Consider the following 25,796-nt stretch of genomic DNA (forward strand, 5'->3'; position numbering starts at 1 on the left):
GAAATGGCGCAGGACTGCCACGGGCTCGGCCAGCATGCGGGCGAGCCGTTTGCTGGCTGGCGTTGCGAGCACTGTCCAGCAGACCGTTAGCGCGGCGTCGACATCGGGCCCGTATGTCACCGGCCGCGGACGGCGCGCAGCGCCGATCTTGGGCTGTTGCGGTGCTGCTTTACGCAGGTTGCGGGCGTGGCCACAGTGCCACCCGTTTTGTCATACCGCTATGGCATACTCGCACACATGTTCGATGAAGAGGCGCGGTTGGCGGTGATCGCCCGCTTCGATGAGATGTGGGAGCGGCGTCATCCCTCGACCACACCGGAATCGGCGGCGCTGGTGGGTCAGATCTGTGCGGCGTGGCGGGCGGAGAATCGGGCGGCGGCCGCGCAGCTGACCGCGATCGGTGAGCTATTCGCCCACCGGTTGTCGCGGTGTGCGGAAACCGAGCAGTGGGCGATCGACACCGAAGAGGCGGTGGCCGCCGAGGTCGCGGCCGCGTTGCGGATCAGCCAGGCGTTGGCCGATAGCCGGCTGCGCTATGCCCGGGCCATGCGCGAGCGGCTACCCAAGACAGGCGCGGTGTTCACGGCCGGGGATATCGACTATCGGACGTTCCAGACGATCGTGTACCGCACCGAGTTGATTACCGACCACGAGGTGCGGGCGGCGGTGGATGCCAAGCTGGCCATGGCGGTGCCGCGCTGGCCGTCGCTGACCCGGGCCCGGCTGGCTGCGATGGTCGACAAGATCGTCGCCCGAGCCGACGCCGAGGCGGTGCGCCGACGCAAGGAATATCAAGCCGATCGGCAGGTCTGGATCGGCCCTCGCGACGAGGGCGGCACCTCCGAAATCCACGGCACCGTGTTCACCACCGACGCCCAGGCCCTGGACAAGCGGTTGGACGCGTTGGCGGCCACGGTGTGTGACCACGATCCGCGCACCCGTGCCCAGCGCCGCGCCGATGCGCTGGGCGCACTCGCCGCCGGGGCCGATCGGCTGGGCTGCCGCTGCGGGCGCCCCGATTGTGCGGCCGGCACGCGCCCGGCCGCCAGCCCGGTGACACTTCACCTGATCGCCGAGCAGCCCAACGGCGCCGCGGCCGGGTCGCTGGTGGCAGCCGATGGGCTGCTCCCACCGGAACTCGTGACAGAACTGGCCACCTCGGCCAAGCTGATGCCGCTGGTGCATCCCGGCGATGCCCCGCCCGAGCCGGGATACACCCCGTCGAAGGCGCTGGCCGATTTTGTGCGCTGCCGGGACCTGACCTGCCGCTGGCCCGGCTGCGACCGTCCGGCATTCGAATGCGACCTCGACCACACGATCCCCTACGCGCAGGGCGGGCCGACCCACGCGTCGAACCTCAAAGCTTATTGCCGCACACATCATTTGGTGAAAACCTTCTGGGGCTGGCGCGACAAGCAACTGCCCGACGGCACCCTGATCCTGACCGCCCCGACCGGGCACACCTATGTCACCACCCCGGGCAGCGCGCTGCTGTTCCCGGCCCTGTGCCAACCCACCGGCGCAATAGCCGACCCGCCAGCCAGCCCACCCCAGCACTACTGCGGGGACCGCAGCGCGATGATGCCCAAACGCCGGCGCACCCGCGCCCACGACCGCGCACAGCGCATCGCCACCGAACGCCGCCACAACCGGCAAGCGCGCCTCGCCCGCCGAGAAAAATACCCCAACTACTTCAACCTGCCCCCACCCGACAACAACGACGACCCACCACCGTTTTAGCTGCGACTCAACGAGGTTCGAGCTTCATCACACGACACGGTGAGCGCGGCCGAGTGATGCGCCGCGCCCCGGCGATTTGTCGCTGGCCGCTGCGATCGGCCACAATGCCCGACCGGTAGGGTCGGCAACGGAAAGGACAGTGCATGGGTTTCCCGGACAAGGCAAAAGACCTGCTGGCAAAGAACGCCGACAAGGTCGGCGACGGGCGTGACCAGCAGAACTGACCATGGCCAAACTCTCCGGATCAATCGACGTGCCGTTGCTGCCCGAGGAGGCCTGGTCGCACGCCGCTGACCTGTCGCGTTACAAGGAATGGCTGACCATTCACCGGGTATGGCGGAGCAAGCTGCCCGAAAAGCTGGAAAAGGGCACCGTGGTCGAATCGATCGTCGAGGTCAAAGGTATGCCCAACCGGATCAAGTGGACGATCGTTCACTTCAAGCCGCCCGAAGCGATGACCCTCAACGGTGACGGTGTGGGCGGTGTCAAGGTCAAGCTGCTCGCCAAGGTCAAGCCCAAGGGCAACGGTTCGGTCGTCAGCTTCGACGTTCACCTTGGCGGTCCGGCCCTGTTCGGGCCAATCGGCATGCTGGTTGCCGGCGCTCTCAAGAGCGATATCCGCGAGTCGCTGCAAAGATTCGTCAGGGTGTTCGCCGACGCCTGACGGCCCGCGATGATTTCTCGCCCTGGTGGCAGTCGGTACGGATGACCCCGATGCCGGGCCCACCTGGAGCATCTTCTTCGGCGCCGAGGACGTCGACAAGACGCTGCAAACGATCACCGACAATGGCGGCGCGGTGCTGCGAGCGGCCGAAGACACCCCGTAGGGTCGGTTGGCGTTAGCGGCAGATCCCACTGGCGCGGTGTTCAACCTATCGTCGTTGCGACACTAATCGCTGACGCCGAGCGCGAAGTCGGCGTAGTCGAAACCGGGCACCACCACGCAGCTGACCAGGCTCGGTTCGTCGTCGCGCGGGCGTGCCCGCTGCCAGTGGCGGGGCGGCACCAGCACCTGCGGTCGCTCACCGGCCAGAATGTCACTTCCAAGCACATGCGTTGTGGCGCTGCGGCGTTCGGCGCCAATATCGAGCAGTAACGGGCTACCCCGGTGGTGCAGCCACAGCTCGGCGCTGCGCACGGTGTGCCAAGCCGACGGCTGGCCGGGCATGAGTAGTAGCAGGATCGACGTTGCGGCGCTGCGCGGGCCGGTGTAGTCCGGCGGCAACGCGGACTGACTGACGGTCACATCGCTGCGCCACATCTGTTTAAACCAGCCACCCTCAGGGTTGGGCGCCAAGTCCAGTGGGCGAGCCCAATCGGGGAGTTCCGTCATCGCCGCCCCTTGATGTGCTGCCGTCGATGTTTTGCGATCCACCCTAAAGCCTGGCTGGCTCATGTACTTCCCGCGTGTGCCAAGCCGCGAACGCCACCTGGGAAGTTAGGGTCACAGCCATGAGCCGCCGCCTGCGTCCTGGTTGGCTAATCGCCTTGTTCGGCGCGATTGTCGCGGTCAGCGCCTGGCTACCATGGCTGACGACATCCGTCAACGGTGGCGGCTGGGCCAACGCCATCGGCGGCAGCATCGGCAGCCTGCGGCTACCACCCGGGTTCGGTGCCGGCCAGTTGATCGTGCTGTTGTCATCGACGCTGGTTGTGTCCGGGGCGATGGTGGGGCGCGGCCTATCAGCCAGGGTCGCTTCGATTGCGGCACTGCTCATTTCGTTGCTTATCGCGGCGCTGACATGGTGGTACTACGACATCAATGTCAAGCCACCGGTGTCGGCGGCATACGGGTTATACGTGGGTGCCGGCGGCGCGGTCGCAGCGGTGTGTTGTTCGGTGTGGGCACTGGTATCGGCCCTCGGGCGGCGTTACGACTAGTGGGCGCGGCTGGAGGCGGTCCCGCCGGCTCTCGGGCTGAACCGACGAGACCTGAGCGGGCACGCAGGTCGACCTACGCACTCGCCTCCGAGGCTCATAGCCCCCGACCGCAATCGACAAACATGATCGCGATCTTTCCCAAAGGGTTTAATGCCGCGCCGAGCGGGATAGTTCGACCTCATGGCCGAGGTGTCCAACCACGAGCTGGCGATACGCATGGCAGAACTGGCTCGCGCGATGGCACCGCCGCGTGGCGTTGACGACGTGCTGGTCTGTGTGACCGATGCAGCAGTCGAGTTGATACCAGGTGCCGACACTGCAGGTGTGCTGTTGGTCGCCTCCGGTCGCAAGTTTCAATCCCTGTTCGGCACCTCTGACCTTGTCTACAAACTGGACGAACTACAGGCGAAATACAATGAGGGTCCTTGTGTCGACGCCGCGCACAACGAATTGATGTTGCGCACAGATGATTTCGCCACTGAGCTGCGTTGGCCCAACTTTTCGCATGCGGCTAGCGAGATCGGGGTGCGCAGTTGTCTGTCGTACAAGCTTTACGCCGGTGAGCGTAGCGCCGGCGCACTGAATGTTTTCGGTTTACGACCGCACGCATTCGACGCTGAAGCCGAAGCTATCGGCTCGGTGCTGGGCGCGCATGCGGCCGCGGCAATTTTGGCCAGCCGCCATGACCAGCAGCTCCGGTCGGCGCTGAACAGCAGGGATGTCATCGGTCAGGCGAAGGGCATCCTCATGGAGCGCTTCGATGTCGATGCCGTGCGCGCATTCGACATGCTGCGCGAGTTATCGCAAACCATGAATATCCGGCTGGCCGAAATCGCGCAGCGCGTCGTCGATACGCGCGGCGACTGACCAACGGTCTGGGGCGCAGGTCAGCTCACAGCCCAGGTTGCCGGGCCAGTGATGTCGGTCGTGGTGGCCGTGTCAGGTGTGGACGATCCAGCCGGCTTCGGTGTAGGGAGCGGGTTGCGCCGGATCGTTGATCGTGATGTAGAGGTCGCCTCCGGTCGGCATAGCGAAGCCGACGAAGCCGTGCGCGGTTTGCCCGTCGTGCAGGCCACCCGATTGCAGCGGAGGCATCTTGTCGAGCCTCCGGTAGTCGACCGCGAGCGTCGCCGGCTGGGGCGCGTCGTCGGGATGGGTCCATGGCTGATTGCCACCGCCGTATCCGGCGAAGATATAGGACTGGTCGAACAGGAAGAACCGGTGCGACGTCGCGGTGATAGTCAGTTCCACCACGTTGCATGCGGAGTCGGGCGTCGGAACCGCAAAATGAGTGGTGCACCCCGGCGGTAACCACGTTGCACTGTCGACAGTGATGTCGGCGGTCGCGCCGTCGGCCGCCCGCGCATGCACGGGCACACCCATCTGACCGATCGGGAACGGTGGACTCTCGGACGTCGGGTCGGCCGAAGCGGTGGGACATGAGCATGCGGCGATGCCCACGGCGACCGCGGCTGCTGCAATTACAGATTCCACCCGCACCCTGGGAAGATTACCCCCACCGCTGCCGCGAAAACGCGCATCGTCCATAGGCTATCGGGTGCAGTGGATAAGAGCGCCGACGGCCGGCATTAAACAAATCAGCCAACAGGCAGCGACTGACGTAAGGCGACGGAACCAAGCCGGGACAGCGGACTTTGCTGCCTATGGGTTAGGGGAGATTTGGGCGGCGCGCGTCCCATCTGCGCTTCTTGGGGCGCTTCTCGCAGCTGCAGCGCTTCTTGGGAGGTGTCGACTGGCTCCCGGCCTCGTATTGAAAGCGCGCCATCATCTTGGTGCCCGCGCCGGGTACGTCGGTCACTACAAAGCGCGCCTCGCCGTCCCCAATCGGTGCCAGGCCGGTCGCGAAGATGTTGCCGCAGAAGTCGCCCGTTTCGGTGAGATCCATGTCGGCCCTGTTGGTGCTGGACACACGGGCCTCGACACCCAGGCGCTCGACCAATGCGAGTCTTGCTGAGCCGCCTTCTGTTCCCAAGACGTAGAAGCAGCTCGCCGTAGTACCGGGGCGATACCATCTGAACGGAAACGTCGCGAGCAGAAGCGTTTTTACTCGGCGCCGTGATCCACCTGTGCCTGTGAATGATCCGCAAGTTCGGCTGTCACCTGCTCTGCGAGCGCCGCACGCGCTGAGCGCTCTTCGCGCGTCGGCCACGGCGGCTGCGGCTGACCCACGACGACCACCGGGAGCACGAGCTGCACGCACCGCCCCGCTCGCTCGGCCAGGTGCAGAAGATCGACGTAGGTTTTTTCCAACCGCTGCTCGTTTCGCGCCTCGCTGGCTAGCAGCCGCTCATGGCTCAACTGCAACCCGAGAACGGTCTCGGCATGCTCGCGGCCCTGCTTGCCGGTAAGCCAGGTGAAGACACGCCGCCGACGCCGACCGCAATCGACGCCGTGGCCGTCGCGACCGGAGCGACCCATTCCCACGCCATGAGCTGATTCTTGCCGGGATCGCCGCCAGCTACCCGAAAGGACATGCCGGTGAGCGCTGGTGATCGCGGCTGAGCATCGCATGATGATCGCACGACGGCAGTCCGTAGTGCGTTGAAAACCGCCTCTGAACTGCGTAAACCAACCTTGTGCCCCCGGCAGGATTCGAACCTGCGACACCGGCTTTAGGAGAGCCGTGCTCTATCCCCTGAGCTACGAGGGCGCGAACGTCGTTGAATTCCTGTTCAAACGTAGCCGTTCCCGGCGGTTTCGCACATGGTCGCGCTGCAGCCGGTGTGAGTGTAGTCGGCACGACGCGGCCCGCGCGGCGCTCGTCGCGCTGCGTCGAACTGAGCTCAGCGCCACATCGTGTCCTCGGTAGGTGTTGGCGAAGTCACCGCGGAAAGGCTGCGTCGCTCCGTGAACGTGTTGCTGTTCGGGATTTCGCACCGCAGCGCGCCGGTGTCGGTCCTCGAGCAATTGAGCACCGGCAGCTCGGGCCAGGCCAAAATCGCGAAACAGTCTTGCAGTCACCGCGGGTGACCGAGGTTTTGGTGCTCTGCACCTGCAACCGAGTCGAGGTATACGCCGCGGTTGAAGCCTTCCACGGTGAGCTTTCGGTGATCGGCCAGGTGCTCTTCGAACACTCTGGGATGTCGCTGCGGGATCTGACTCAGTACGCCCATGTGCGCTACTCCGAAGCAGCCGTCGAGCACCTGTTCGCCGTGGCCAGTGGTTTGGATTCCGCGGTAGTTGGTGAGCAACAGGTGCTGGGTCAGGTGCGCCGCGCGTACGCGGCCGCCAAGGCCAACCGCACCGTCGGGCGCGTCTTGCACGAACTGGCCCAGCGCGCGCTGTCGGTGGGCAAGCGGGTGCACTCGGAGACCGGGATCGATGCCGCTGGCGCCTTGGTGGTATCGGTCGCACTGAGTATGGCCGGCGTCCGGTTGGGCGGGCTGGGCGGGTGCGTCGCCGCGATCGTCGAACCCGACATGTGCCCGGCGAAAAGCGCCCAGATCGCGCGGTCGGCAACTTGAAATGTCTTCTCCGGCAACCATAGCCGTTCTGCTATCGGCCGATTCGATGCCGCCGATGACGTTGAGCAGGGTGGTCTTGGCCGATCCGCTTGGACCGAGCACCGCTGTCATCGCGCCGGGGGCGACGTCGAGGTCGACTTTTTGCAATGCGTGCACCGCAGCAGCACCCTCGCCGTAGGTCTTGCTGACCCCGGCCAGCCGGACTCCGCCGCGCGGTGATGCGCGCATACCGTAGGTACGGGGCCGGGTTTCGACAGTTCAATGAACCCCCGGAACCGGGTGCCACCGCGGACCTACAGCGGCTAGGTTCACCGCAGTTCGGCGATCACCTTCGCGAACGTCTCGGCGTGAACCTCCTGCACGCTGAACGATGTCAATCCGTAAGTCTCGCGGTAGCGCCGCAAAGTGTCGGCGATATCGCGCGGTGACCCGCTGAGCACCGCGGGCAGCGCCAGCAATTGCTCGTCCGATAAGCCGGGCGCATAGCGTCGAGTCAGCGACAAATTCGGTATCCCGGAGTTGTCGGTGGGCACGGCGGTGATCGCTAAGTCCAGCTGCAAATCTCGATCGTTCGCCGCTGTGCGGACGAACTCGACGCGTTCGGCCAGCGCCCCGTTGACGCCGCGCGGGTTTGCGCCGGTGAGGCCGACGATGTCGGCATGGCGTGCGGCCACGGTCAGCAGCCGGTCGCCGTTGCCGGCGATGAGGATCGGCACGCTGGGCAGGTGCTCCCGCAGGTATGCGGTGACGTGCTCGAGGTAGTCGACGCGCTCGCGGGCGCTCGGATAGGGAAGTTCAGCGGCCTCGAATTCTTCTCGCACGTAGCCGGCACCCAGGCCCAGGTCAATACGGCCTTCGCTGAGCACCTCCAGCGCGGCGACGTCGCGGGCGAGCAAGGCCGGTTTGTAGAAACACGCATTGAGTACGTAAGTACCGACTCGGACTTTCGTGGTGGCGGCGGCGATGGCGGTCAGTGCGGGAAATGGCGCCGGTGCGCCCAGATGATCGGGCACGTAAATGACGTCGAACCCGAATCCTTCCAGCCGACGGGCCTTCTCACGCAGCGCGCTTGGGTTTTTGATCGAGTGGATGCCCACTCCGAAACGAAAGGTCATGCTCATCAACGCTCGATTTTCCACGACCTCGCCGCCGCCGCCAGACCCCCCACCAGCGCCGAGGTCACCGATGACAGCCCGTCGTCGTCCGGGCGCGGACTGCGGGGGCTGATGCCGCGCACCCGTGCCGACAGCTCCAACTGGGCCCCGCCGTCGCGCACCCGGTTGACAGGGTTGTCCGGATGCAGACCGCGAAGCTCGCGCGGGATGGCGTCCAATTCGGTGATCACCTGATAACCCGGCAGGTCGAGGTGGCGGGCCAGGTGGCTGGCCAGCTTGCGGTTGCGACCACCAGCCAGCAGCTGTGTGCTGCGCCCGAAGCGCGCGTAGCTGTGCAGCGAAACCGCGACATCGACATGGTCGAGGAACTCGGCAAGCCGCGGCGACTCGTCCGGCCGAAACCGAACCGAGGAAAGGTGATGCGGATACCGGTGCGGGTGGCGCACCAGATACACCGACGCGTCGGCGGCGTCGGCTGCGCGTTCGGCGATCACGTCGGTCATCTGTTCCAGGCCACCTCCGTGATGGCCAAGAAGCCGAAGCGAGACCGTAACCGGCTCACCTCGATAACACCCGGATCGGACAGCAACGCTGAAAGCGACTGCGGTGCAATATAATTGCAGACAGCCGGGCGCGGCCACCGGGCTGGATCCCATCGGTGCAGATACTCGATCCAGCGTGCGGGCAATCGATGATGCACCGCGCCGTCGATGATGCGCTCCAGATAGCCGGGCCGAGGCGCACCCGGCGTCACCCGGTGGTCGATGTAGATCCACGCCCGCGAGGGCCCGTCGTCGGTATGCACGGTCAGCTGATCGCGGTGGTAGCGCGCCGGTACGCCCTCGGCGCTGTCCAACCTGGTCAAGTCGTCATCGGAGACCTGCCACAAGACACCGTGCACCTGACCCCCGGTGAAGGCGTCGACGGTGGCCACCCCGCGCTGGTTGATCAGCCACTCATGGTCGCCCAGCATCGCCGGACGCGGCTCGGTCGCATCGGGACAGCGCCGCGACATCTGCCGGACGCACAGGTTAGACCCGTAGGCGAAGTAGGCGTGCCGGCGCACTCGCGTCAGCCCCCCACCGTCAGGTACACCAAAATCACATTAAGCAGGCTAATCATCAGCGCGACCGCCCAGCCGACCGCCGTGGTGAGGCGGTGGTTGGTGTCGGCGCCCATGACCGCACGATTGCTGGTCAGCAGCACCAGCGGAAACAGCGCGAACGGTATGCCGAACGACAGCACCACTTGGGACAACACCAGCGCGCGGGTCGGATCGAAGCCCCACGCCAGAATCAGCATGGCCGGTGTCAATGTGACCAGCCGACGCGCCAGCATCGGCACCGACCGGTACAGCAATCCCTGCATGATCATGGCGCCGGCGTACGCGCCCACCGACGCCGAAGCCAAACCCGACACCAGCAACCCGATGGCGAAAAACACCGCAATCAGCGGACTGACGGTATCGCGCACCGCCGCATACGCGCCCTCGATGGAACCCGTGCCGCCGCGACCCTGCATGTTAAGCGCGGCCACCAGCAGCATGGCGGCGTTGACGCCGCCCGCGACCATCATCGCCAGCGCGACATCCCAGCGGGTGACCCGCAGCAGCCAGCGCCGGGGCGGCCCCGCATCGGGATGCCCGTGCCGGTCGCGGGCCAGACCCGAATGCAGGTAGACGGCGTGCGGCATCACGGTGGCGCCCAGGATCGCGGCGGCCAGCAGCACGCTTTCGGTGCCGTCGAAGCGGGGCACCAGCCCGCCGAGCACCGCCCCCGGCGGCGGTGTGGCGACAAAGAAGCTGGCGGTGAAGCCGATCGCGATAAGCAACAGCAATCCGGTGATCAGTTGCTCGAACAAGCGCTGCCCGCGCCGGTCTCGGATGGCCAGCAGCAGCAACGACACGACCCCGGTGACCAGCCCGCCGACCAGCAGCGGCAGGCCGAACAAGATGCGCAGTGCGATCGCCCCGCCGACGACTTCAGCCAGGTCGGTGGCCATCGCCACCAGTTCGGCCTGCACCCAGTAGGCCAGCCGGGCGGGGCGATTCATCCGCTCGCCAACGGCCTCCGGCAGCGAGCGCCCGGTGACCAGCCCCAGCTTCGCCGACAGGTATTGCACCAGCCCGGCCATCAGGTTCGCGGTGACGATCACCCACAGCAGCAGATAGCCGAACTGGGCGCCGGAGCTGGCGTTGGCTGCGACGTTGCCGGGGTCGACGTAGGCGATGGCGGCGACGAATGCCGGCCCGAGCAGATACCAGCCTGTCTTGGCCCGTGTCAGGGTGTTCTGCGCCAACTAACCGACTTTCGCCGACCTCGACTGATCAAGCCAGATTAGCCGGGCGCATAGAGGCCCCGCGCGGAGACCAGCGGCAAGTCCAGCGTGGTGCGGATACCGGCCGGTGCGGCCACCACGGCGGGAATCGCGTTGACGATGCGCATCGCGGTCGCCACCAGCCCGGCGTGGTTGTGATCGCCACGGCGGCTGCTCAGGCAGATGTCCACCGCGTACGACGGTTCACCGGTGATTTCGATGCGGTAGGAGCCGCCGGGCTGGGCGGGTTGCGGCCATTCCGGGCACAGGTCGTCGCGCAACCGGGTGACGTGTTCGAGCACCACTGCGGGCCGGCCCCCGGCCATACCGAGCACCTCGAACCGTAGCGCTGCGGCGCTGCCCTTGGGGATATGGCCGGAGGCAATGTCGAAGTCTTCGGGCGCCGGTTCGCGGGTGTAGCGCTCGGTGACCTCGTCGAGCGAAATGCCGAGGCCGGCCGCAAGCTGGCGCACCACCGAACCCCACGCCATGCTCAGCACACCCGGCTGCAGCAGCATCGGGGTCTCGTCGAGCGGCTTGCCGAAGCCCATCACGTCGAACATCACCACCGCGCTGTCGTAGGTGGCGTAGTCGACGATCTCCATGCAGCGCACCTGCTCGATGCTCTGGCAGGTGCCGGCGAAAGCCAGCGGCAGCAAGTCGTTGGCGAAACCGGGGTCGATCCCGTTGACGAAGAGGCTCGAATTACCTTCGCGCGCAGCATCTTCCAACGGCGCAATGAGTTCTTCAGGGATCACCTGCCAGGGGTATTGCAAAAAGACGGGGCCGCTGCCGACGACGTTGACCCCGGCGGCCAGGATGCGGCGATAGTCGTCGAGCGCCTCGGGTAGCCGGTTGTCGGCCATCGCGGTGTAGACGGCGCACTGCGGCCCGGTTGCCAGCACCGCGTCGAGGTCGGTGCTCGCCAGTACACCGGTCGAATCCGCAAGTCCGGCAAGCTCAGCCGCATCTTTGCCGGCCTTGGTGTCAGAGGACACCCACACGGCGGTGAGCTGGAATTGCGGGTTGGTGATCAGCGCTTTGAGCGCATGGGCGCCGACGTTGCCGGTGCCGATCTGAGCGACGCGAATGGCCATGGTCTACAGGTCCGGGATCGATAGGTCGAGGTTGGGAAAGGTGAGGCCGCCGTCGACCTCGAGGATCTTGCCAGTCAAAAAGCCGCCGGCCGGAGATGCCAAATATACTGCGGCAGCAGCGATGTCGACGGGGTCGCCGAGGCGGCGCAGAGGCGTCGCCTGTTCCATCGGCTTTCGCAGCTCGTCGTTGGAGGCCACCACGTCCAGGGCCGAGGTGACAATCGAGCCGGGCGCGATGGCGTTGACCCGGATCCGCGGGCACAGATCCAGCGCGGCCAGCCGGGTGTAATGGGTCAGCGCGGCCTTGGCGGTGCCGTAGGCGGCGAAACCCCGTCCGGCCAGCCGGCCCATGGTCGAGGTGATGTTGATGATGCTGCCGCCGCCGGAGTGTTCGAGCATCAGCGGTACCGCCGCGGTGGTCAACGCGTGCGCGGTGGCGACGTTGAAGGTGAACGCGTCTTTGAGGTCTTTGGTGGACGTGGTCAGCAGCGTGTTGGGCATGGTTCCGCCGACGTTGTTGACGACGATGTCTAGTTTCCCGAACGCGTCGACGGCCTGACCGGCCAGCTGCGCGGTCGCCTCCGGGTGGGCGAGGTCGGCGGCCACCACGTGGGCACGCCGCCCGGTGCCACGCACCTGGTCGGCGACCGCCTCGAGCTGGGATTGGGTTCGGGACGCGATGACAACGTCGGCGCCGACTTCGGCGAACGCTACGGCGATGGCCGCACCCAGTCCGCGGCCGGCACCGGTGATGATGGCGACTTTGTCGTCGAGTCGAAAGCTGTCAAGGATCACGGGCGACACCGTAACAGGCCGGAGCGCATTGACCGAACGTGTTCTAGTTGGTCGGCGCCGACGGTAGCCGAAAGCTCATCGTGATCGTCGTTCCGGACTCACCGCTGTCCAGCTCAACCCGGTCGCTGACCGCGTTGATCAATTTCAGCCCCTGCCCGCGTGGCCCGGACTCGGGTGGTGGTGTTTTCCAGGAGCCGGAATCGGCGACCCGCGCGCGGATTTCGCCGCCGGCGATGTCGACGTCGACGCGCACCTGTCCGGTGCTCAGTCCCCGATAGGCATGTTCGGCGCTGTTGGCGCACGCCTCGTAGACGGCGAGCACGACATCGGCGATTAGCGGCCCGGGGACGGCGCAGGACTCAAGCCATGCGGTGAGACGATCCCGCACGTCGGCCAGCTCGGCTGCGGCGGCGCCGGTTTCGAGTCGCAGCGCGGCCTGCGGGCACCGGTAGACCACCATGGCGACATCGTCGTCGTATCCGGCTGCCGGGGCCAGCTCGCGCAGCACCGCGTCGGCGAGGTGGTCGACGGGCAAATCCATGGTGTCTGTCAAGACCTTTGCCACGCGCGCGATCCCGGCATCGATCGACTCGTGTTTGCGTTCGATGAGGCCGTCGGTGAACACGATCAGCGTCGAGCCGGGCGGCAACACCTGGGAGGCTTGCGGTCGGGGGTGATCGCGGTGCACCGCCAGCGGCACCGACCGAGCCTCGGCCAGCAACGTTGTCCCGGCGTCCCGCGTCGCGAACAGCGCGGGCATGTGACCCGCGTTGCTGTACCGCAGCAGTCCGGTTTTGAAGTCGAGGATGGCTAAAAAGACCGTCGTGCAGTACGCGCCCGGAATCACCTCAGCCGCCGCGTCGAGGTCTTCGAGCAGCAACGCGGGTTCGGCTCCGGTCAGCAACAGAGCACGCGCCGAGCTGCGCAGCTGACCCATCACCGCGGCGGCGGGCAGCCCGCGGCCCACGCAGTCGCCCACCACGATGCCAATTCGGTTCTCGTCGAGGGACAGCACGTCATACCAGTCGCCGCCGATCTCCAGCGGCGGGACCGCGGGCTCGTAACGAACCGCGAAGCCGGCCGGAGGCTGCATGCTCGGGAGCATCGCGCGCTGCAACGTCAGCGAAGTGTTGCGGGCGGTTTCGAACTGCCGGACATGCTGTATCGCCAGGCCGAGGTGACCGACGAGCACCGTGACGAGCAGCCGGTCCTCAGCGCTGATCCAGCGAGGTACCCGCAACTCCAACCACAGCGCGACATCCCCGGCGCCGGAGAGCACCGCGATGACACCGCGCGATTTGCCGGGTGTATCGGCCCATTCAACCGTCTGGACGGTCAGCGGCAGTTGATTCCGCGCCGTTTCAAACGTCTGGCGCAGTAACGGATCGAGCTCGCGCCAACTCGACTCGGCCGGCTCGCCGGCTACTCGAATGGTGGGCTCGCCGCCGTTGGTCGGCCACATGACTGCGATCACCCGCTGCACATCGAGGGCCATCCGGCATTCGTCGAGCGTGATCGACAGCACCTCGTCGACGTTCTTGGCCACGCTCACGGCCGTCGCCAGCCGCAACACCGCACTCTCGCGCGCCGCGAAGGCCCGCTGCGCGGTGATGTCGCGAATGGTCCCGACGTACACGTCTTTTTCGGCGGCATATTCAGTCACCGCGTTGATGCTTACCGCTACCCACGTCAGGTGGCCGTCTCGATGCCGGATCGGCGTCTCGTAGGCCACGCTGCCACCCTGGACCAGCAGGGCTTGCTGGTGATTGGCCGTTTTGCGGTCGACCAACCACGGGTGCGGCCACCGGTAGGGCAAACCGTCGGCGGCGTAGCCGGTGATTTCGCCGAACGCGTCGTTGATCTCGATGACGGCGCCCCGGTGATCGGCCACGAAGAACCCCTCCTGCAAAGAGTTCACCAACGCGCTGCGGAACTCGTCGCGGTCGGCGAGCCGGTCGGCGCGGGCTCGCTGTTCCTCGTAACGCCTTGCGCTGTCGAGGAATCCGCGAGTCGCGACGTCGAGGGCAGCAAGTGTCTGCAGCAGGAAGTGCAGTGCGGCGGGCGCGTCGAAGTGCGAGTTCTTCGACAGTTCCCCGACCAGCTGGAAGTGGTTCTCGATGATGTCGAGCATGCTGATGCGGTGCTGTAACGCCTGCCGGCCCAGCTCGTGGCCGACGGCCAGGCTGGCCTCGCCGCGTTCCTGCAGGTGGGCGCGCAGCGCGTCGGCATAACGGGCGTGAAACTCCGCCGGGTCGGTCATGACGGGAAGCCTCGGTGACGCGCGGCAAGCACCAGTGCGTCGTCGGTATTCTTGCCATGCCTATCCAAAATCTGCTCAGCGATCGTCGTTGCCGGTGCGGCGAAATCAATGCTGTCGAAGTGGTTCTCGTCAATGCCGTCACTGGCGATGATCAGCAGATCGCCGGGGCGAATCGAAACCGGTTGAAGAGGCGGGATTTCCGGTAGCCGGTAGCCCACGATGCCGCCGGTCAGGCGTGCGCTGGAGCGGACGTCGACGCCGCTGGCCGCCTTGGCGACCAGGTTGGCGGCGACGTTACCCACGCCCGTCCAGTGCAGCACGCCGGCCTCGAAATCGATTCTCGCCAACGTCATGGCGACGCCCCTGGTGTTGGCCAAGGCGTGGTGGCAGAGCCGGACCAAGGCTTCGAGCGGCTCGGCGGGCGAACCGCGCAGCACCTGCGCGGCACGCAACGCCGCGGCGGCGGCCTCGGTGCCGTGACCGAGCCCGTCCAGCACGGCGAACAGGGCCGCATCATCGCCGAGTTCGACAGCCACCTGATGGTCTCCGCAAACTTGCTCTCCCGGTCGTGGGCGGCCCGCTGCCGCCCACTCGATCGGCCCCAGTCGACCGTGTTCACGCACCGGCCGGAACCCATTTCCACATTTCGACCAGTGTTCCCCGACCCGGCGTGGATTCCACGATCAACCGGTCCATCAGGCGGCGCGCACCGGGCAGGCCCAGCCCGAGCCCGCGCCCGGTCGAATAGCCGTCCTCGAGCGCCCGGTCGACGTCGGTGATGCCGGGGCCTTCGTCTTCGGCGCGCACCACCAGCGCCGTTCGGCCGTCCCGATCCTCGACGGCAACCCGAATCGTCCCGCTACCGGCGTAGCTGGTGATGTTGCGTGCGACTTCGGAGATCGCGGTGGCGATCATGGTGACGTCGGTTAACGAGAACCCGAGATCACGGGCGAGTTTATGCCCTGCCTGACGTGCGGCGACGATGTCATCGGGATGGCCCACGTCCACGACGATCTCATCCGCCACTGTCGCGTCCAATGGTCGCTCTTCGCCGCGCGAGCCGTCCGTTCAGCAGGGCCAGTCCCTCTTCGAGGTCCAGCGCAGTGTGCATACCGTCGAACGCGAGCCCAAGCTGCACCATCGCAAAGGCGACCTCGGGCTGCAGGCCGACGATCACGGTGTCGGCGCCGCGCAGCCGGGTCATGTGCGCGATCGTGCGCAGCGACCGGGCGGCGAACGAGTCCATCACGTCGATCGCGGTGACGTCGACGATGATGCCCTGCGCCCGGAACCGGTTGACCCGTTCCATGAGGTCTTGCCGCAGCCGCTCGGTGTCGGAGTCGGTGAGCGCGGCTTGGACCGTGGCGATCAGGATCGCGCCCTGCTTCAAGATGGGTACTGGCATGCGAGACTCCCAGTAACCCCCGTGGAATCCACTGTTATCCGCTCTGCTCGCCGGTGCGGGTCACTTCGTAGCCCAGCAGGCGTTCTGCCTCCTCGATGCCGCCCTGCAAGTCGCCGACCGCATTCATCTTCGACAGATCGAGCCCGATTGTCACCAACGTCAGGGCGATCTCCGACGAGAGCCCGGTGATGATCACGCTGGCACCCATCAGCCCCGACGCGTCGACCGTCTGCACCAGGTGATTGGCCACGGTCGAGTCGATGGTCGGTACACCGGTGATGTCGATGACAACGACCTTGGCGCGGTTGTTGCGAATGGCTCGCAACAACTGCTCGGTGAGTTGGCGGGCGCGCTGGCTGTCGAGAACGCCGATGATCGGCAGGATCAGCAGTTGCTCACGAACCTGCAGCACCGGGGTGGACAGCTCGCGGATGGCCTCCTGCTGCTGGCGGATGATCCGCTCGCGTTCCTGGACGAAGCTGACCGCCACCGTGTTGGCGATGCGGTTCGCGGCCGGCTCGTAAGCGTCGAGCACGCGGTTGAGTAGGTCGAAGTCCGATTGGTATTTCTCGAACAGCGAGCGCGCGAGCACGTCACGCAGCAGCAGCACGATGCCGACGACTTCGTCGGTCTCTACGCCTCGGGGAATGATCCGCTCGGAGAGGTCGCGGGCGTAGGCCTGCAGTGCTTCGACGCTGCCGGTCTCGAGCACCTCGACGTAGTTGTCGTAGACGGCGGTGGCCTCCGAGAACAGCTCCTCCGGTGACATCGCGGTGAGCAGTTCGGCCTCGGTGATCCGGCGTGCCCACTCCTCACGCAGCGCGGTTCGGTTTTGGCGCAGGTGTTGCACCAGCTGTGGCAGCAGACCCTCACTGGAGATGCCGGCTGCCTGGGTGGCGGCGGTGGCGGTCGCCAAGTCTGTCGACGAATCAGACATCTAACCTCCCGGCTTCCACTGGCTGCGCCCAACCTCGAACCCCTGCAGAGAGTAGCTTGAGGAACGGCGACTGATCTGCTGAAGTATGATTTTTCCGCTGCGAAACCACGGATTAGGCTCGGACCGTTCAGCAAAGAGCGATCGACCGCCGGATAAGGATGGCCGTTGTCTGCTACGGATCCGATCTCCATCTCAATTGGCAATCGCGACGACGTCGTCGTGCTCGCCGTCGCCGGTGAAGTCGATCTGGTCACCATTCCCGCCCTGGAAGACGCCATCGGTGGTGTGATCGGCGACAATCCAGCGGGACTGGTCATCGACCTCACGGCTGTCGAATTCCTGGCGTCGGCCGGGCTTCGGCTACTGGCCGCCACCCACGAGGAAGTCAGCAAATCAGCGCCGTTCGCTGTCGTGGCCCGCGGTCCGGCAACCCGGCGGCCGATTCAGCTGACCGGCCTCGACGAGGCTTTTCCGCTGTATCAGACGCTGGAAGAGGCGCTAAGCGACGTGCGCGACGGCAAGCTCAAACGCTGACGTTCGACGTATCTAGGACCGGGTTCCAGCTTTGGCGCGCGACTTTTTCGCCGGCGCTTTTTTGGCCGTCGTCCCGGCGGCCTTCTTCGCCGGGGCCTTCTTCGCGGTCGTCTTTTCCGCTGGCGGCTTTCCGGGGCCGGAACGCGCCTTCACACTGGCTTCCAGCTTGGCCAGCAAGTCGGATACGTCCTCGGTCTCGTCCAGTTCGGTCGGCTGCTCTTCGGCTGTAAATGCTTGGCCACCTTGCAGTTTGGCTTCAACCAGCTCGCGCAGCTGCTCCTGGTAGTCGTCGTGATAGCGGTCGGGATTGAAATCCACGGCCATAGACTCGACCACCTGACCAGCCATTTTGAGCTCCGCGGGTTTGATTTCGACCTTCTTGTCGAGCACCGGAAAGTCGGGATCACGGATCTCATCGGGCCACAACAGCGTATGCACCACCATCACCTCACGCTTGCTGAAGTCCTTGACCCGCAACGCCGCAAGCCGTGTTTTGTTGCGCAAGGTGAAGTGCACGATCGCCACCCGGTCGGTATCAGCGAGTGTTTTCGCCAGCAGCACATATGATTTCGTGGTTTTCGAGTCCGGCTCCAAAAAGTAGCTGCGGTCGTACATCATCGGGTCGAGATCGCCGGCCGGGACGAATTCGAGCACTTCGATTTCTCGGCTGCGCTCTTCCGGCAGCGTCGCGAGATCCTCGTCGGTGATCACCACCATCTGGCCCTCGTCGGATTCGTATGCCCTCGCCACATCGCGGTACTCGACGATTTCGCCGCACACTTCGCACACCCGCTGGTAGCGGATTCGTCCGTTGTCTTTGGCGTGCACCTGATGGAACTTGATGTCGTGGTCCTCGGTGGCGCTGTACACCTTGACAGGGACGTTCACTAACCCGAAGGCGATCGAACCCTTCCAGATGGAACGCATACCGCCAGTATGCCCGCAGTAGCGGCGGGATAAGCGTCTAGCGGGGCTTGGCCGCGGCGTCCCGGGCCGGCCGATCGGGCATATCTGGACCCGCACGGGCAACGGTCAACGCCGCTAGCCCTGCCGCCGCCTGCAGCGCTGCGATCAGCGCGTCCAGGCCGATCCGGCGCAGGCTCTCGCGCCGGTCAGCGCCCAACAGCCCCGATCGCCACAGCCAATCGATGAGGCCGACCATGAACGCGTCACCGGCCCCGACGGTGTCCACCACCTCGACCGGCCGGGCCGCTACGTCCGCCCGGCCCGCCGCGCACACCGCGAATGCACCGCGAGCGCCCGTCGTCACCGCCACGATCGACGGGCCCAGCGCCAGCCAGGCCCGCGCGATCTGCTCCGGCGTGCGGTCGGGATCGACCCAGCGCAGGTCCTCCTCACTAGCCTTCACGACGTCGCTGCGCGCGACGAGGCGCTCGAGCCGTTCGCGGGCCACGTCACGGTCGGCGATCAGCGCCGGTCGCACATTGGGATCCAACGTGACGGTGCCCGAAACCCGGTATGCGTCGACGAGCGCCGCCACCGCCAGGCAGCCGGGCTCCTGCACGGCTGCGATGGAGCCGGTGTGCACTACGGCAGGTGGTGCCGCGGTCGGGGTTGCGGCAAGCCGCCAGTCGAGGTCGAATTCATAGTCCGCCAGCCCCCCGTCGGCCACGCGGACCCGTGCGGTCGGTGTCCTGGCCGCACTGAAGCTTCCCGAAAGTATTTGTGCGCCTGAGGACTTCACGTAATCAGCGATACGCCCGCCGTGAGCGTCGTCGCCGATGTGGGTGATGAAGTCGACATCGTGGCCCAACCGCGCCAGTCCGACGGCGACGTTGAGCGGGCTGCCGCCGACATATTCCCCGGTGATCCGCCCGCCGCGCTCGACGACGTCGATCAACGCTTCCCCGATCACCAGCCCCCGGGTCATTGCACGAGGGCTTCCAGCGTGGCCCGTGCTCCTTTGCGGTGCAACGAATCCAGTGCCCAGCGGTATGCCTGGACGAAGCGCGGATGGCAGGCCAGATCCCCGAACAAGGCGGTGTCGATGAACGCGATCGGATCCTCGTGCTGGGACCGGGCGATCGGCACCAGCGAGTCGGCCAGCTGGTCCACCACGTCGATCGGCTTACCTCGCTCATCGACGCCCTCGGCATAGCGAGCCCAGCTGGCCACCGTGGCCGCCGCCAGGCGGACCGGTCCGTCGCGGGCCAGGTTGTCACGGATGACGGGAAGTAGCCATTTCGGGATCCGATCTGATGAGTAGGCGCACAGCCGTGCAACCCTGTCGCCCACGCCCGGGTTGGCGAACCGCTCGATCAGTGTGCGGCTGTAATGATGCAGATCGACGCCGGGCACCGGCGGCAGCGTAGGGATGGCCTCGGATTCGAAATAGGCGAGCAAGAACTTTGCGAATAGCGGATCGCGGGCCGCGTCGTGAACGAACTCGTAGCCGCACAGATGGGCGAAGTAGCACAGGCACTGATGACCCGCGTTCAGCAGTCGCAGCTTCATCAACTCGTATGGGGCGACGTCGTCGACCAGCAGCACACCCGCTTGTTCCAACGGCGGTCTGCCGTCTGCGAAGTCGTCTTCGATGACCCAGGCGGTGAACGGCTCGGTGAGCACCGGCCAGCGGTCGGCTACCCCGAACTCGCGCTGCACCCTCGCCGCCATCTCCGGCGTGGTCGCCGGGGTAATGCGGTCCACCATCGAATTCGGAAACCGGGCGTGTTCCGCCACCCATTCGGCCAGCCCGGGATTCCGGCATTCGGCGTTCGCCAGCACCGCTTGCCGTGCGACTTTACCGTTGCCCTCGATGTTGTCGCAGGACAGAATCGTCAGTGCGGCGATCCCGCGGTCGCGGCGCCTGGCCAAAGCCTCGGTGATCAGCCCGAACGCGAGCCCGTCGGGGTCGCGGTAGCCGCCTTCGGTGATCGTCAGCGAAATGATCCGGGTAGTCGGCGCCGCCAGCACGTCGATCGCGACTTCCGGATCATCGGGCGCATAACGGTAGTCGACGATCGAGCCGATCACCCGAGCATCTCGGGAGCAGTCGGGGTACTCGCGAACGAGCATGTATAGCCCGTCTTGGTCACGCATGACGTCGCGCATTGGCCAGTTCTCCGGCAGCACCCCCACGCCGCAGATGCCCCACTCACGCGCCAAACCTTGTTCCAGCAACTGGTCGATGTACATGGCCTGATGGGCCCGATGAAAGTGACCGGTCCCGATGTGCGCAATACCTACGCTGACGCTGCTGCGGTCATAGCTCGGCGTTGCGATCGGTAGCCGCTTTAACGCTGCATTGTTCAGTTCCAACGCACCAGGCACGATGGCCTCACTCCTCCCGGCGCCGCGGGCCGAATCGTCACCGCTTTGGCCGCACCCCCGAGGTTACGGCGACTGGGCTACCGCCCGCTGGCCCTGGTTGCGCGAGCGGGCACCGTCCACCTGTCGCGTCGAGATGAGGGTATCGGCAAGAACCTGCCATGAGTCGATTATCGCGACTGCGCCGGCATCGATCAGTTCTGCACTGCGACAAGGCCGTTCGTCGGCGGGTACGAACATCAGGTTACCGATAGTGGCGTAGCCGGCCGCCACGGCAGAAGTAACGCCGGACACGGAGTCCTCGATGGCCAGACCGTGGCGAGCCTGGATGCCCAGTGCCCGCCCGGCATGCAGATACACCGCCGGATCTGGCTTGCTTGTCGGGACGGCAAGGGAGTCTTCCGCGCTGAAGCGCACAGCGGCCGGGATGAGTGGATCGAGACCGGTGGTGGTGAAACAGGCATCCAGGCGTTTGGAGGCGCTGGAGCTGACCGCCGCCAGTGCATACCTCGACGCAAGGGCTTGCAGGGCGGTGAGCACCTGTGGATCCGGCTGTAGGGTGGCGGTCAGATGAGCGGTGACGTGCTGGCGTTCCCGGCGGACCCATTCCTCGAGTTCCTCGGCGCCCAGCGCGCGCCCGCCTGCCAGCTCAGAGTCGGAAGCGACGACGGCACCGGAACAGCGGTCCGCCAGCGTCTTTTCCATGGGCACGCCGGACTGCAACGCAAGCTCCATCGCGGTGCTGCGGAAGTTTTTTCCGACAGCCCGCTTTCGCAGATCCTCCGCGGTGACCGGGGCGGTCACCCCGAATCGGGCCAGGAAGCGATTGATCACCTCGACTGATGCCGCGAACGCTGGTGTCTCGGACGGAAAGAGGTTGTCATCGGCGTCGCAGAGCAACGTTGTGATTGGTGCAAGGTCGAATTCACGCACAACCCGTAGCCCGCGTTGATTCATTGCGGCACCAGCTCCTGCGCGTGACCCCGCAACGCTCTGCGCACTGCGGGTATCACACCGCGCTCATCGATATCCGAGATCATCTCGGCGAGACGCTCGGCAAAGCCTGGGATGAACCGCAGTTCGGCGAAGATGTCGTGCCGCAGCAGCGGCACAGGGTTGTCGCCTGACATGCTCGCCAACTTGGTCAACAACCCCGACTGTGGATCGTCGATGCGGATCGCGCGACCCGTGAGGTCGTAGCCGCGCAGATACCGGGCCCACCCGGCGACAGCCAACGTCAGCAGGGTGTGGGGTCTGCCCTGCGAGATCGCCTCCTGCAGAGAAGGCAGCAGGAACGACGACATCTTCGTCGACCCCCGGCGGGCCAATCGCGACAACTGGTCGCTCATCCGGCGATTGCCGAGCCGGGTCAGCAATGTGTTCCGGTAGTTCGCGGTGTTCATCCCGGGTACCGTCGGCAGCAGCGGCTGAATTTCGTCGCGCATGAGCCCCTCGACATATCCGAAGATGACCGGGTTTCTCATCGCCTCGTCGGTGCGCCGGTAGCCGGCCAGCGTGGCCAGCGGAGCCATCGCGATGTGGGTTCCGTTGAGCAGACGGGTCTTGACAAGCTTGTGGTCGCTGACGTCGGTGACGAACTGGGCACCGACCTCGTCGAGCGGCGGGCGGTCGCCGCTGAACGTGTCTTCGATAATCCACTGGGAGAACGGTTCGGTCAGCACCGGCCACCTGTCGGCGATGCCGAACGTGCGCTCGACGAATTCGCGCTCGGAGTCTGAGGTCTGGGGGGTGATGCGGTCGACCATGGTCGACGGGAATGCGACATGCCTGTCGATCCAGCGGGCAAGCCGCGGGTTCTTCAATTCGGTGAACGACACCAGCGCGGTCCGCGCTACTTGGGTATCGCCGGGAATGTTGTCACAACACAGCACCGTGAAGGGGGCAATTCCGGCGCGGCGTCGCCAGTCGAGGGCCGCCGCGAGGTATCCCCACGCGGTCACGAAGCAATCCGACGCGACAAGGTCGGCACGTACGTCGGGGTGGGCGGCGTCGAACTCACCGGTGACCGGGTCGAGGAAGTACCCGTGGTTGGTGATTGTCAGGCTGACGACGCGGGTCTGGGGATCGACCAACGCCCTGCGGACCGCTGCGCTGTCGCTCGGTGCGTAGTGGTAGGAGCCGATCGAACCGACCACGCGGGCGGTTTGGCGGTCGTGGCCGCGTTGCACCACGGTGTAGAGCCCATCCTGGGCCGAGAGCACGTCTTTGACATTGCGGGAATGAAGACTGACAGCAGTGACCCCCCACTGGTCCGAAATTCCCTGGGCGGCAAGCTCATCGAGGTAGACAGCCTGATGGGCACGGTGAAAGTTGCCTGCTCCGATGTGAACCACACCCCGCTGAAGGGCCGATCGGTCGTAGGTTGGCACGTCGATGCGTTGCGAATGCAGGGGCAGCGTGGCGTTACTGAGCGGAAGGCCGGTGGGGCGGTGCCCGGTGACAAGGCTTGAAAGGCTGTCAACGTAGCGCATCGGTCGCCGAAGATACCTCGCGTGAAGACGGTCCGGTCAAGGCAGCAGGGCCGGACCGCACCCGGTATTGCCGGCGTCAGCAGGCGTTTAACCCCGATGGTGAAATGCGCCACACCGGACGACGGAGCGTAGCTTTATCAGCATGGATTCGCCGCGCGCTTGGCCTTCCGAGCCGACCGCGCGGCCGCGGGTGAAGCTGACCAACCCCGACAAGGTGCTCTACCCGCCCGCGGGCCGGCGGCGAAAACCCGTCACCAAGGCCGAGGTGTTCGACTACTACACCGGCATCGCCGAGGTGATGGTGCCACACCTCGCCGGACGCCCAGCCACCCGCAAGCGCTGGCCCAACGGCGTGCAGTCGCCGTCGTTCTTCGAAAAACAGCTGGCTTCGTCGGCGCCACAGTGGTTACCCCGCGCCGCCGTGCGGCACTCCTCCGGGACCACCACCTACCCGATCATCGACAGCACCACCGGGCTGGCCTGGATCGCCCAGCAGGCCGCGCTGGAGGTACACGTGCCGCAGTGGCGCTTCGTCGCCGAGTGGACCCGCGCCGGCGAAGAACTCAAGCCGGGCCCGGCAACGCGGTTGGTGTTCGACCTCGACCCGGGCGAGGGTGTGACGATGCGGCAGCTGACCGACGTGGCACGCATGATACGGGATCTGATTGCCGACATCGGGCTCACCACGTTCCCGGTCACCAGCGGCAGCAAGGGCATACACCTCTATGCTCCGCTGGACAATCCGGTGAGCAGCCGAGGCGCGGTGGTGCTGGCCAAACGTGTTGCTCAGCAACTAGAGAAGACGATACCGAAGTTGGTCACGGCGACGATGACCAAGAGCGTGCGGGCGGGCAAGGTGTTCGTCGACTGGAGCCAGAACAACGGGTCGAAGACCACGATCGCGCCGTATTCGCTTCGTGGTCGAGCGCAGCCGACCGTGGCCGCGCCGCGGGCCTGGGAAGAACTCGACGATCCCAGGCTTCGGCAACTGCGCTACGACGAGGTGCTGGAGCGGGTGTCGCGCGACGGTGACCTGCTGGCGCCCGTCGATGCCGACATCAACGTGGATCGGCTCGCCAGATACCGCAGCATGCGGAACCCATCGAAAACGCCAGAACCGGTGCTTAATGCCAAACCAGCTGGGGGACATAACAATAGGTTCGTCATTCAGGAACACCATGCCCGTCGGCTGCACTACGACTTCCGGCTGGAGCGCGATGGCGTGCTGGTGTCGTGGGCGGTGCCCAAGAACCTCCCCGAGACGACATCGGTCAACCATCTTGCGGTGCACACCGAGGACCATCCGTTGGAGTACGCAACGTTCGAAGGCACCATCCCGAAGGGCGAGTATGGGGCCGGCACGGTGACTATCTGGGATACGGGCACCTACGACACCGAGAAATTCCGCGACGACGAGGTCATCGTCAACCTGCACGGCAGCCGGATTTCCGGCCGCTACGCGCTGATTCGAACCTCCGGCGACCAATGGCTGGCGCACCGCATGAAAGACCAGAAAACCTTCGAGTTCGACGAGCTCACCCCGATGCTCGCCACCGAGGGCTCGGTGGCCAACTTGACGGCGGACCAGTGGGCGTTCGAGGGCAAGTGGGACGGCTACCGGCTGCTCGTCGAGGCCGACCACGGCAGGTTGCGGGTGCGGTCGCGCCGCGGACGCGACGTCACCGCCGAGTATCCCCAATTGCGCGCGCTGGCCCGCGATCTCGCCGACCACCACGTGGTGCTCGACGGCGAGATCGTGGCGCTGGACGCATCCGGGGTCCCGAGATTTTCCGAGATGCAAAACCGGGTGCGGGCCACTCGCATCGAATACTGGGCTTTCGACCTGCTCTACCTGGATGGGCGACCGCTGCTGCGCGTCAAATACCACGACAGGCGCAAGCTGCTGGAAACCCTGGCCAGCGGCCGGGCACTCATTGTCCCCGAGCTGATAACGGGCGACGGTGCTGCCGCGCTGCACTACTCGGGCACCCAGGGCTGGGAGGGAGTCGTGGCCAAGAAACTCGACTCGACATATCAGCCGGGCCGCCGCTCGATGTCATGGATCAAGGACAAGCATTGGCACACACAGGAAGTGGTGATCGGCGGCTGGCGTGCCGGTGAGGGTGGTCGCACCAGTGGCATCGGGTCACTGCTGATGGGCATCCCGGCCGACGGTGGCCTGCATTTCGCGGGTCGGGTCGGTACCGGCTTCACCGAACGCGAGCTCACTCGCCTCAAGAAGACGCTGGCGCCGTTGCAAACCGACGAATCCCCCTTCAACGCACCCCTTCCCGCTCGTGACGCCAAGGGGGTGACGTTCGTGAAGCCGGCGTTGGTCGGCGAGGTGCGCTACAGCGAATGGACATCGGACGGCCGGCTGCGCCAACCCAGCTGGCGGGGACTGCGGCCGGACAAAGAGCCGCACCAGGTAGTGCGAGAGGAGTAGAA

Annotated in this window: 24 protein-coding genes, 1 tRNA gene and 4 pseudogenes; 8 read left to right on the top strand and 21 right to left on the bottom strand. The window is 65.8% G+C overall.

Going from position 1 to position 25,796, the window contains the following annotated elements; translation table 11 throughout:
* Positions 1–237: 237 nt before the first annotated feature.
* The 3 genes and pseudogenes from MHEC_RS04940 to MHEC_RS04950 form a co-directional block, all read left to right on the top strand.
* Entirely contained in the window at positions 238–1,740 is a 1,503-nt protein-coding gene (locus MHEC_RS04940) for an HNH endonuclease signature motif containing protein (RefSeq protein WP_048890006.1), read from the top strand.
* Between the two features lie 226 nt (positions 1,741–1,966).
* Positions 1,967–2,404 carry a type II toxin-antitoxin system Rv0910 family toxin gene (locus MHEC_RS04945; protein ID WP_048890005.1) on the top strand — a complete coding sequence of 146 codons (438 nt, stop codon included), beginning with the start codon at positions 1,967–1,969 and terminating at the stop codon, positions 2,402–2,404.
* A 64-nt stretch (positions 2,405–2,468) separates the two neighbouring features.
* A pseudogene (locus tag MHEC_RS04950) lies at positions 2,469–2,633 on the top strand (VOC family protein); the annotation flags it as partial.
* Here the strand turns inward: MHEC_RS04950 and MHEC_RS04955 are convergent.
* On the bottom strand, positions 2,630–3,073 hold the full coding sequence (locus tag MHEC_RS04955; RefSeq protein ID WP_048890004.1) for a cupin domain-containing protein: 444 nt from the start codon (positions 3,071–3,073) through the stop codon (positions 2,630–2,632). The pseudogene MHEC_RS04950 and the gene MHEC_RS04955 sit on opposite strands and share 4 nt — an antisense overlap.
* Positions 3,074–3,192: 119 nt before the next feature.
* On the opposite strand from MHEC_RS04955, the gene MHEC_RS04960 reads away from it, so the two are divergent.
* Both MHEC_RS04960 and MHEC_RS04965 read left to right on the top strand, forming a co-directional pair.
* A complete protein-coding gene (locus MHEC_RS04960) occupies positions 3,193–3,621 on the top strand; it encodes a hypothetical protein (RefSeq protein WP_048890003.1) in 429 nt (142 codons plus the stop codon).
* A 180-nt stretch (positions 3,622–3,801) separates the two neighbouring features.
* The gene (locus MHEC_RS04965) at positions 3,802–4,488 is read left to right on the top strand and encodes a GAF and ANTAR domain-containing protein (protein ID WP_048890002.1); all 687 of its coding nucleotides are present in this window, start codon (positions 3,802–3,804) and stop codon (positions 4,486–4,488) included.
* Positions 4,489–4,560: 72 nt separating this feature from the next.
* Here MHEC_RS04965 and MHEC_RS04970 read toward each other — a convergent pair whose 3' ends face one another.
* From MHEC_RS04970 to MHEC_RS04985, 4 genes are all read right to left on the bottom strand, one after another.
* The gene (locus MHEC_RS04970) at positions 4,561–5,121 is read right to left on the bottom strand and encodes a hypothetical protein (RefSeq protein WP_048890160.1); all 561 of its coding nucleotides are present in this window, start codon (positions 5,119–5,121) and stop codon (positions 4,561–4,563) included.
* 169 nt (positions 5,122–5,290) lie between these two features.
* Positions 5,291–5,581 carry a hypothetical protein gene (locus MHEC_RS04975; RefSeq protein ID WP_142358667.1) on the bottom strand — a complete coding sequence of 97 codons (291 nt, stop codon included), beginning with the start codon at positions 5,579–5,581 and terminating at the stop codon, positions 5,291–5,293.
* Between the two features lie 104 nt (positions 5,582–5,685).
* Positions 5,686–6,060, bottom strand: coding sequence for a hypothetical protein (locus MHEC_RS04980; protein WP_048890000.1), 375 nt, complete (start codon positions 6,058–6,060; stop codon positions 5,686–5,688).
* Between the two features lie 159 nt (positions 6,061–6,219).
* Positions 6,220–6,292 (bottom strand) — tRNA-Arg (locus tag MHEC_RS04985).
* A 197-nt stretch (positions 6,293–6,489) separates the two neighbouring features.
* Between MHEC_RS04985 and hemA the strand changes: the two are divergent.
* Positions 6,490–7,082: pseudogene (hemA, locus tag MHEC_RS04990) on the top strand (glutamyl-tRNA reductase); the annotation flags it as partial.
* A 66-nt stretch (positions 7,083–7,148) separates the two neighbouring features.
* Here the strand turns inward: hemA and MHEC_RS24780 are convergent.
* The 11 genes and pseudogenes from MHEC_RS24780 to MHEC_RS05045 all read right to left on the bottom strand — a co-directional run.
* Positions 7,149–7,334, bottom strand: a pseudogene (locus tag MHEC_RS24780) (ATP-binding cassette domain-containing protein); the annotation flags it as partial.
* 80 nt (positions 7,335–7,414) lie between these two features.
* Entirely contained in the window at positions 7,415–8,227 is an 813-nt protein-coding gene (locus MHEC_RS05000; RefSeq protein ID WP_048889999.1) for a TIGR03621 family F420-dependent LLM class oxidoreductase, read from the bottom strand.
* A pseudogene (locus MHEC_RS05005) lies at positions 8,227–9,236 on the bottom strand (poly-gamma-glutamate hydrolase family protein). The gene MHEC_RS05000 and the pseudogene MHEC_RS05005 overlap by 1 nt, the downstream one beginning before the upstream one ends.
* Positions 9,237–9,292: 56 nt before the next feature.
* Positions 9,293–10,519: an Nramp family divalent metal transporter gene (locus MHEC_RS05010; RefSeq protein ID WP_048889998.1), complete on the bottom strand. Its 1,227-nt coding sequence runs from the start codon at positions 10,517–10,519 to the stop codon at positions 9,293–9,295.
* 38 nt (positions 10,520–10,557) lie between these two features.
* Positions 10,558–11,634 (bottom strand): NAD(P)H-dependent amine dehydrogenase family protein, encoded by a 1,077-nt coding sequence (locus MHEC_RS05015; protein ID WP_048889997.1) that lies wholly within the window; start codon positions 11,632–11,634, stop codon positions 10,558–10,560.
* A 3-nt stretch (positions 11,635–11,637) separates the two neighbouring features.
* Positions 11,638–12,429, bottom strand: a complete 792-nt coding sequence (locus MHEC_RS05020) for an SDR family oxidoreductase (RefSeq protein WP_048889996.1) — start codon at positions 12,427–12,429, stop codon at positions 11,638–11,640.
* A 43-nt stretch (positions 12,430–12,472) separates the two neighbouring features.
* Positions 12,473–14,689 carry a SpoIIE family protein phosphatase gene (locus tag MHEC_RS05025; RefSeq protein ID WP_048889995.1) on the bottom strand — a complete coding sequence of 739 codons (2,217 nt, stop codon included), beginning with the start codon at positions 14,687–14,689 and terminating at the stop codon, positions 12,473–12,475.
* Entirely contained in the window at positions 14,686–15,312 is a 627-nt protein-coding gene (locus MHEC_RS05030; protein WP_048889994.1) for a SpoIIE family protein phosphatase, read from the bottom strand. Before MHEC_RS05030 ends, MHEC_RS05025 begins: the two co-directional genes overlap by 4 nt.
* Positions 15,305–15,715: an ATP-binding protein gene (locus tag MHEC_RS05035; protein WP_048889993.1), complete on the bottom strand. Its 411-nt coding sequence runs from the start codon at positions 15,713–15,715 to the stop codon at positions 15,305–15,307. The genes MHEC_RS05030 and MHEC_RS05035 overlap by 8 nt, the downstream gene beginning before the upstream one ends.
* On the bottom strand, positions 15,705–16,094 hold the full coding sequence (locus MHEC_RS05040; RefSeq protein ID WP_003922795.1) for an STAS domain-containing protein: 390 nt from the start codon (positions 16,092–16,094) through the stop codon (positions 15,705–15,707). The genes MHEC_RS05035 and MHEC_RS05040 overlap by 11 nt, the downstream gene beginning before the upstream one ends.
* Positions 16,095–16,128: 34 nt before the next feature.
* Positions 16,129–17,031 (bottom strand): STAS domain-containing protein, encoded by a 903-nt coding sequence (locus MHEC_RS05045; RefSeq protein ID WP_048889992.1) that lies wholly within the window; start codon positions 17,029–17,031, stop codon positions 16,129–16,131.
* 165 nt (positions 17,032–17,196) lie between these two features.
* Here MHEC_RS05045 and MHEC_RS05050 point away from each other — a divergent pair, with 165 nt between their 5' ends.
* Positions 17,197–17,565, top strand: coding sequence for an STAS domain-containing protein (locus MHEC_RS05050; RefSeq protein ID WP_048889991.1), 369 nt, complete (start codon positions 17,197–17,199; stop codon positions 17,563–17,565).
* Between the two features lie 12 nt (positions 17,566–17,577).
* Here MHEC_RS05050 and ku read toward each other — a convergent pair whose 3' ends face one another.
* The 5 genes from ku to MHEC_RS05075 all read right to left on the bottom strand — a co-directional run bounded on the left by ku (position 17,578) and on the right by MHEC_RS05075 (position 23,348).
* The gene (ku, locus tag MHEC_RS05055; protein ID WP_048889990.1) at positions 17,578–18,492 is read right to left on the bottom strand and encodes a non-homologous end joining protein Ku; all 915 of its coding nucleotides are present in this window, start codon (positions 18,490–18,492) and stop codon (positions 17,578–17,580) included.
* A 37-nt stretch (positions 18,493–18,529) separates the two neighbouring features.
* A complete protein-coding gene (locus MHEC_RS05060; RefSeq protein ID WP_048889989.1) occupies positions 18,530–19,456 on the bottom strand; it encodes a carbohydrate kinase family protein in 927 nt (308 codons plus the stop codon).
* Positions 19,453–20,847 (bottom strand): mannitol dehydrogenase family protein, encoded by a 1,395-nt coding sequence (locus MHEC_RS05065; protein WP_048890158.1) that lies wholly within the window; start codon positions 20,845–20,847, stop codon positions 19,453–19,455. The genes MHEC_RS05060 and MHEC_RS05065 overlap by 4 nt, the downstream gene beginning before the upstream one ends.
* Before the next feature lie 75 nt (positions 20,848–20,922).
* Positions 20,923–21,813 (bottom strand): HAD family hydrolase, encoded by an 891-nt coding sequence (locus MHEC_RS05070; RefSeq protein ID WP_048889988.1) that lies wholly within the window; start codon positions 21,811–21,813, stop codon positions 20,923–20,925.
* Positions 21,810–23,348, bottom strand: a complete 1,539-nt coding sequence (locus tag MHEC_RS05075) for a mannitol dehydrogenase family protein (RefSeq protein WP_048889987.1) — start codon at positions 23,346–23,348, stop codon at positions 21,810–21,812. Before MHEC_RS05075 ends, MHEC_RS05070 begins: the two co-directional genes overlap by 4 nt.
* Before the next feature lie 142 nt (positions 23,349–23,490).
* Between MHEC_RS05075 and MHEC_RS05080 the strand changes: the two genes are divergently transcribed.
* On the top strand, positions 23,491–25,794 hold the full coding sequence (locus tag MHEC_RS05080; protein WP_048889986.1) for an ATP-dependent DNA ligase: 2,304 nt from the start codon (positions 23,491–23,493) through the stop codon (positions 25,792–25,794).
* The last annotated feature ends 2 nt before the right edge of the window (positions 25,795–25,796 follow it).

It is taken from the genome of Mycobacterium heckeshornense, assembly GCF_016592155.1.
Taxonomy (GTDB): domain Bacteria; phylum Actinomycetota; class Actinomycetes; order Mycobacteriales; family Mycobacteriaceae; genus Mycobacterium; species Mycobacterium heckeshornense.